We start from the raw sequence: 7510 nt of genomic DNA, 5'->3' as shown, positions 1-7510 counted from the left end.
GCATTCGACTCCAACACCAGGTCCCATCAGTTCTGTTAATCCGTAAATGTTGTATGCCTTTGCACCGAAGATTTCCTCTACTCTTTGCCTTATCTCTTCAGTCCAGCCTTCTGCTCCAAAGCCAATGGCCTTCAGGCCGAATTCTTTTGGATCAATTCCATCTTCAAGAGCAACTTCTCCCAAATGTATTCCGTATGAAGGGGTAAATATCAGTCCTGTGGTTCCAAAATCGCTCATGATTTCAATTTGTCTTCTTGTCTGGCCTGTTGAAATAGGAATGATTGCGGCACCGACTTTGTGTGAACCGTAGTGAACTCCAAATCCTCCTGTAAACATTCCGTAACCGTGAGTATTCTGCAGGATATCATTTTCACCGATTCCCATCATGGTCAATCCCCGTGCTATGGTTTCGGCCCATGTGTCTATATCCTTTTGTGTATAGCCTGAAACAACTGGTTTGCCGGTGGTTCCGGATGATGAATGCAATTCTTTAATCTCTTTGATGTCTACTGCGAAAAGCCCGAAAGGATAGCTTTCCCTCAGGTCGTCTTTTGTAATGAATGGAAGTTTTTCAATGTCCTTTAAAGTTTCGATGTCTTCAGGATAAACTTCAGCTTCACTATATTTCTTGTGATAGTAAGGAATTTTATCAAATGCTCTTTTAACAGTTTCTTGAAGCTTTTTCAGTTGCAATTCTTCAAGATCTTCTCTTGGCATGGTTTCAATTTCTTCATTCCAAAACATATTTTGCCTCATTAATTTTTGTAATGTATATTTATATTATTTTTTTAACTTAAAAATTTTATAGTAAGCTCAATCTTAAAATCGTTTGAAAATAAAAAATGAAAAATCTTTTATTGTCTGGTTTTAAATATAATATTGATGTTTGTTTAGTTACATATCGACATTTAAAAATTTTTATATAGAATATAAAACTTATATTTAATTGTTAAAAATTAAATTTAATTTGAAATGGGGAATTTAATATGGATATGATGAGTGTGTTATGGCAAGTTGGTATTTTTGCATCAGTCCTTGTTTTCGGTATAAAAATCGGACTCGCTTCAGGATTGGCCAATTTGTCAAAAAAATTGTTTGCAATAATCTGTATCGCTTATGGTGGTGGTGTAATCATTATCTCCGCTATCGCTTCATTGTTTGCCGAACAATTGATTCAGGCAATTTATGGGTATAACACAATATTTTATATAATAATGGCTTCAATCATGATTATTGCAGGTTTATTTACTATACGTGAATGGAAAATACATGATAAGAATACATCCACTGCAACTTCTATAGCTATTATAGCTCCTTGTCCATGCTGTTTTGGTTCAATTATTGCAAGTGTTTTAATTGTTGCCCCTACAATCGGCGTTACTTCACTTAATTTAAGTGCCTATGCTGCAGCAGCTTTAGTTGGAGTAATGATTATAACTTATTTTGCATCAAATACCATCATAAGGTTTATAGATAAACCTTATCCTATCGTTTTAGGCAATTTCATGTTGCTTCTTGGTGCATATTTCTTGCTTTCAGCAATTGTAATTCCAAACATTGCAGGGGTTTTATCAAAAACTTTGACTCCTATTACTATTGGTTCTCCTCAAGATATCCTCATGGTTATATTGGCATTTGCTATTCTGATTGCTGGAGGATTTGTTTTAAGTAGAAGAGGTAATATTTTAGATTAATTAGGTGAAAAATATGGCTTTAAATATTCCAGGTGGAGAGTTTTTAACAGGATCTCTTGATGTAATTTCACAAAGTCTAACAATTCCGGTACTGGTAATATTGCTTGTGATTGTTATTATTTCAATTATTGCATTGGGAGGAATAATTGCCGAGTATACTTCAAGAAAAAAGGTGCCTGTTGGAACAATAAGAGATTTGATTTATGATATTAATGCGGCTGGTTCTGTTGAAGAGCTGAAAAATGTAATTTCTAATGCCAAAATTCCAAAATCTCAGAAAAAGGTTTTAAATGAAATTGCATCTTCAGATAGTTTAAGCGTAACTTCAAGAGAGGCTTTGGCCCGTAAGCTATTCGAATTTGAAGAAGAAAAAACTTTAAAGACACTACAAAGAACTGATATCATTACCCGTATTGGACCTACTCTTGGTTTGATGGGTACTTTAATCCCAATGGGTCCTGGTTTGGCGGCATTGGGTGCAGGGGATATCAATACTCTTGCAAGTTCTCTAACAGTTGCTTTCAACACAACTATTGTGGGAATCGGTTCCGGTGCGCTCTGTTATGTAATCGGAAAAATAAGGTCCTCATGGTATGACCGCTATTTATCTGATTTGGATGCTTTAATCGATTCAGTTGTAGATTTTATGAACAAGTGATTTTATGGTAAGAAAAAGTAGTAGGCGCAGGTCAAGAAGAGTTGAAGAAGACCCGATGGCTGGTACTGCTAACCTTGTGGATGCAATGCTGGTTATTGCAGTCGGATTTCTTGTTTTCGTTATCATTAGTTGGAACATGCAGGCGATGATAGATCCGAGTAATTCCGCCCAGCAGGTGGAAAAGATGACCGAAGTTGACCAGGGCCAACAGTTAAACGAAACTCCGGATACTTCCAACAGTACCGGTCAAGGCTATACTGAAATGGGTAAGGTATACAAAGACCCTGCAACCGGTAAGCTGATTATGGTGGAAGGTTGACCTTCCACATTCAAACTTTTTTTTAATTTTCTCTAACTATTTTTTGAATAGCTTAGATTATGTTATCTTAACTATCGATTATTTTATAAACAACTTCGATTAAATTATATGTTATCAAATTTAATGGTGTTTAATAATATGGAATTCTGTCCTGATTGCGGTGCAATGTTAATGCCAAGTGAAGGCAAAGTCAAATGTAGATGTGGCTATGAAAAATCATTGACTGATGAAGATATTGAAGAGCAATACACTATGGAGGGTGAAACAAAACCCGAAATGAAAGTGATTGTGACTGACAAGAATAATGTGGCCCTGCCTACAACAACAATAACATGCTATAAATGTGGAGGAACAAAGGGATACTGGTGGACGGTTCAAACAAGATCAGCTGATGAGGCACCAACCAATTTCATAAGATGCGCCAATTGCGGAAACACCTGGAGAAGCTCCAACTAGAGCATAGGATTTCCTGATAAATAACATTTGATAATTTAATTTTATTACGTATTTTATATTAGATTTAAAATTAATTGTTTACAATAAATTATAAAATATGTTTTATTTATTTTCAGTTATAATTTAAAATTTATATATTATATTTAACAATATTTATTATTGTAAAGTTAATTTTATTTTTTATCCTATTAACTTTATAATTTCAAGAAGAAGTGATCTAATGAAAATAAATAAAAAAGTTTTTATTAGCGCGCTTTTAGTACTTGTAATGATAGGGGTTATGGGTACTGTAAGTGCAACTGATTCACTTAATAATGACGTTGCTGCTGATACAGATGATGCAGTAAGCGTTGAGGTTAAGGATAACTTATTGACTTCAACAAATGATGATTTATTAGGTGATGGGGAAACTATTATCTATGTGGATAGTAGTTATAGTGGAGAAGAATTAGGAACGGAAGATAATCCATATAAAAGTATTTCTTCTGCTGTAAGCAATGCTAATGGTGGAGAAACTATTTTTATAAAAAATGGAGTATATAACGAAAATCCTATCAAGGATACTGCCAAACAATTAACTTTCCAAGGTGAAAGTCAGGATGGCACAATAATTAAATTCGAGTCAACTGGATTTTTTTCTACAACAAAATCAGATTACGGTTCAGTTGTATTTAAAGATTTGACCTTTAAGGATAGTGCATGTACCGGGGCTAACATGGCAATTAATATTGGAGGTAATGTTGATGTTAATATAACAGACTGTACCTTTGATAATGTTTCCGGAAGATATGGTGCTGTTAGAATTTTCACATCAGGAACCGTATTGATAGATAACTGTAAATTCTTAAACACAAAATCATCAACTGGTTCATATGCTAGTGCTATTGATTTTGGAGGTAGTTCTGCTACCACTTATACATTAAGAAACACTATCATCGATAATTCAACAATTTCAAGTGAAAGTACTGCAAGCTATATTTTTGGTGTTATTTATGCTGAAAAAACAGCTGGTACTGTCATATTGGACAATGTAACCATTACTAATTGTAATATTACAGCTAGCGGAATTATAGCTGCTAAAGGAAACATGGAGATTAGAAACTCTAAAATAATGAATAACTATGTTTACCGTGATAATCCAACAGCAGGTTTATTCTTTGTAAATGGTCTTAAAAATTTCACACTTGAAACAAGTATTCTTTTAAACAATAGCCAACCGAATTATATTTTTGCTGCAAACAGTAATTCTAATTTTAATGTAAACTACAATAATATTCAAAATAACACATTTAAAATCAATGCAACTCATGCAAACGGCGCATATAATTTGGATTATAATTATTGGGGAAGCAACGATGGACCTACTGGCTTAAACGTAGATGTAAACAATTGGGCTATTGATGATAACGGTGAATTTAAACTAAATGACGGCAGTCCTTTAGCTAAAGAAATTCCAAGAACCGGTGAACCAGTAATCGGTGATGAAAACTCTACTTGGGTTTCTGTTGGCGGTGATGACAATAACACCGGTTCACAAGACAGCCCTGTAGCTACAATCGCAAAGGCTGTTGAGCTTGCTAAAACAAGGTCTGGTGAAATTTTCATTGAAGAAGGTACATACACTGAAAACAACATTGTTCTTGACAGGGACATTGCAATGTCCATTACAGGTATTGGAAACGTTGTCATTGATGGAAATGCAAGTTCAAACAGTATTTTCATATTGCATAATGATGCTACTGTCGCTTTCAGCAATATCAGATTCACAAACAATAAAGCAAGATACGGTGGTGCAATATTTGTCAATTCTGGAACCGGTACCGGCCGTACCGTTGTGGATGTCAATATGACTGTTGACGGATGTACCTTTGATAATTTGGATTCTTCAAGTAGGGGTGCAGGAATATATCTATGGTACGCTGCAGGTAATCTTATTGTAACTGATTCCAAATTTATTAACTCAACTGCTGGTAGTTGGGGTGGAGCAATTTGCGCTGGCCAATCTGCTGCTAGCGGATTAAATGTGGAAATAACTGGTTGTACATTTGAAAACTGTTCAGCAAATAATGGTGGGGGTGCTTATTTACAAGCAAATACAGTAAATATTGTAGATTCTGTATTTAATCATAATACTGCAAGTTATGACTCTGCAGCTGTTCAAATCAATAATGCAACTGCAAGCATTGATAATTGTATAATAACTAACAATCAAGGTGATGGAGAAGGTGTGGCTATTAAAATAACAATGCCTTCCGGACAAGCACCTAGGGTAACAACTATTGTAAATTCAGTCATTGAAAATAATTCAGGCATTACCAAATTATTGCCTGCAATATATGTGGACATGACTACTTTAGATGTTTCATACTCTTCTGTTGTTAACAATTTATCTGTAGAAACCCGTACTGCAACCGGCTATGATGCAATATACGGTCAAGGAATCGCTACTGTAAACAATAACTGGTGGGGAACCAATGATCCAAGTACCAAAGTAAAAGGAACAAACATAACTATGGACAATTGGGTCATCATGAATGTTGTTGCAAATGCTTCCGAAGCAATTGTCGGCGATAAAGTCGCAATAACAGTTGATTTCAATCATGTTAACACTACTGCTGGTGAAATTGAAGAATTGACCGGTGGAGTAATTCCTAAAACATACAAAGTTCAATTATCTGCTGACAGCGGAACATTCGCACCTGCATCTTTAACTATTAAGGATGGTGCAACCAAAACTTCAGTATATACTGTTGGCGATATAAACGACATTGTCAGTGTTTCAAGCGAAGAGGCTCTTGTTGAAATGAGCTTTATGCCTGAAGTACCACCATATTATGGTATCATCTATGTATCAAAAGATGGTGATGATAACAACAATGGTTCCGAAGATGCTCCTGTGGCAACTATTGCAAAAGCTATTGAACTTGCTTCAATTGTCGGCGGATCCGGTCAGATTGTTGTTAATGAGGGTACTTACAACGGCACAGATTATCTAATTACTAAAGATTTAACCATTACTGGTGTTGGAAATGTAATTTTCGATGCTGAAGGAAAAAGCAGATTCTTCTATTTGCCTTCAGGCAATTCAATAGACAAATTTGAATTGAACAACATCGCTTTGATTAATTCAGCTGCTAATCCTGAAGTTACAAGCGGATATTATGGTACCATAATGTATAGTTATTCTGCAGATAATATCATCTTGAATAATGTTACTATTATGAATAATGATGCAAACATCGCTACTTTAATTTCAACAAATGCTTATAATTTAGTTATTAACAATTCAGTAATTTCTGATAGTGTTGCTGGAAAATTAATTGCACTTTCTGGAAAATATGACAGTTTGGAAAAATGCGTAACAATAGTTAATACAACATTTGAAAATAATGTAGCTCCTGATTATAGGATTATTGAAGTGGGTACTTCATCTGGTTCATTAACATTGAATTTAACAGATTCTCACTTTATAAATAACGTTGGTAAATTGGGAATAGTGCAAGGTGATTCAAAAACAACTATGAATGTTGTCGGAACAGAATTTATTTCTAACACCAACAATGTTTCATCTGGTGGTGCACTTGATGCTTATAAATTAAATGTTGTTAATTCATCATTCATTAACAACAAAGCAGCTAGAGACGGTGGTGCTATTAACATAGCAGGAACCGGAGATGCTGTAATAAGCAAATCTTCATTTATCAATAACACTGCTGGTGGAAGAGGAAACGCTATTTATAATGGAAATAAACTCGCAATCAATTACTCTGTCTTATTAACTGACTCTGCTGGTTATATTATTTACCATGATGGTGATGATAATGTAATGGAAGCAAAATATAACTGGTGGGGAACCAATGATGATCCTTCATCCTTAATAGGTGTTGGCACTTATGAAGATGATTGGGGTGATGATGCAGACTGCGAATTCGATGCATCCAAATGGGTTGTCATGAACGTTAACAATAACTTGACTTCTGAAGATGTAAACATTGATGATGAAATTGAATTCACTGTTGACTTTAACCATTACACTGATTCAACTGGTGCTATTCAAGAGTTAGATGATTCCATTCCTGAAGTTGAAGTTAGTGCATCTGCTTTAAATGGTGAAATGGATAAAGATAAAGTCACTACTGAAGATAATCTTGCTACATTTGTATACACTGCAACTGTTGCCGGTGAAGATACAATCACAATTGCTTCAACCAATGCAATCAACACTACTGTAATTAATGTTGCTGAGCCTGTTGTGGTTCCTGATGTTATTTATGTGTCTGTTGATGGTAGTGATGATAATAGTGGTGCTGCTGATGCTCCTGTTGCTACTATTGCTCATGCGATTGAGATTGCTGAGAATGGTAAGATTGTTATTTTAGCTGG

6 protein-coding genes are annotated in these 7510 nt (G+C 35.0%); 5 read left to right on the top strand and 1 reads right to left on the bottom strand.

Translation table 11 applies throughout. The features are described from left to right. Positions 1-744: AMP-binding protein (locus tag IJI93_RS01920; RefSeq protein ID WP_366513269.1), on the bottom strand; the 744-nt coding region annotated here is incomplete at its 3' end. A gap of 242 nt (positions 745-986) precedes the next feature. On the opposite strand from IJI93_RS01920, the gene IJI93_RS01915 reads away from it, so the two are divergent. From IJI93_RS01915 to IJI93_RS01895, 5 genes are all read left to right on the top strand, one after another. Then, positions 987-1694: a DUF2162 domain-containing protein gene (locus IJI93_RS01915; RefSeq protein WP_292819085.1), complete on the top strand. Its 708-nt coding sequence runs from the start codon at positions 987-989 to the stop codon at positions 1692-1694. Between the two features lie 13 nt (positions 1695-1707). Further along, positions 1708-2352: a MotA/TolQ/ExbB proton channel family protein gene (locus IJI93_RS01910; protein WP_292819082.1), complete on the top strand. Its 645-nt coding sequence runs from the start codon at positions 1708-1710 to the stop codon at positions 2350-2352. A 4-nt stretch (positions 2353-2356) separates the two neighbouring features. Further along, complete coding sequence (locus tag IJI93_RS01905) at positions 2357-2671, top strand: DUF2149 domain-containing protein (protein WP_292819079.1); 315 nt, start codon at positions 2357-2359, stop codon at positions 2669-2671. Positions 2672-2809: 138 nt separating this feature from the next. Beyond that, entirely contained in the window at positions 2810-3127 is a 318-nt protein-coding gene (locus tag IJI93_RS01900; protein WP_292819076.1) for a transcription factor S, read from the top strand. Positions 3128-3347: 220 nt separating this feature from the next. After that, the coding region (locus IJI93_RS01895) for a DUF1565 domain-containing protein (protein ID WP_292819073.1) at positions 3348-7510 on the top strand (4163 nt) is incomplete at its 3' end.

This window comes from Methanobrevibacter sp. (assembly GCF_017431965.1).
Lineage (GTDB): Archaea > Methanobacteriota > Methanobacteria > Methanobacteriales > Methanobacteriaceae > Methanocatella.
This window is presented reverse-complemented; position numbering and strand designations above follow the sequence as displayed.

What these genes read in the sequence shown, in the direction of transcription:
- IJI93_RS01915 (WP_292819085.1), top strand. Translation starts at nt 987, where the DNA reads ATGGATATGATGAGTGTGTTATGGCAAGTTGGTATTTTTGCATCAGTC.
- IJI93_RS01910 (WP_292819082.1), top strand. Translation starts at nt 1,708, where the DNA reads ATGGCTTTAAATATTCCAGGTGGAGAGTTTTTAACAGGATCTCTTGAT.
- IJI93_RS01905 (WP_292819079.1), top strand. Translation starts at nt 2,357, where the DNA reads ATGGTAAGAAAAAGTAGTAGGCGCAGGTCAAGAAGAGTTGAAGAAGAC.
- IJI93_RS01900 (WP_292819076.1), top strand. Translation starts at nt 2,810, where the DNA reads ATGGAATTCTGTCCTGATTGCGGTGCAATGTTAATGCCAAGTGAAGGC.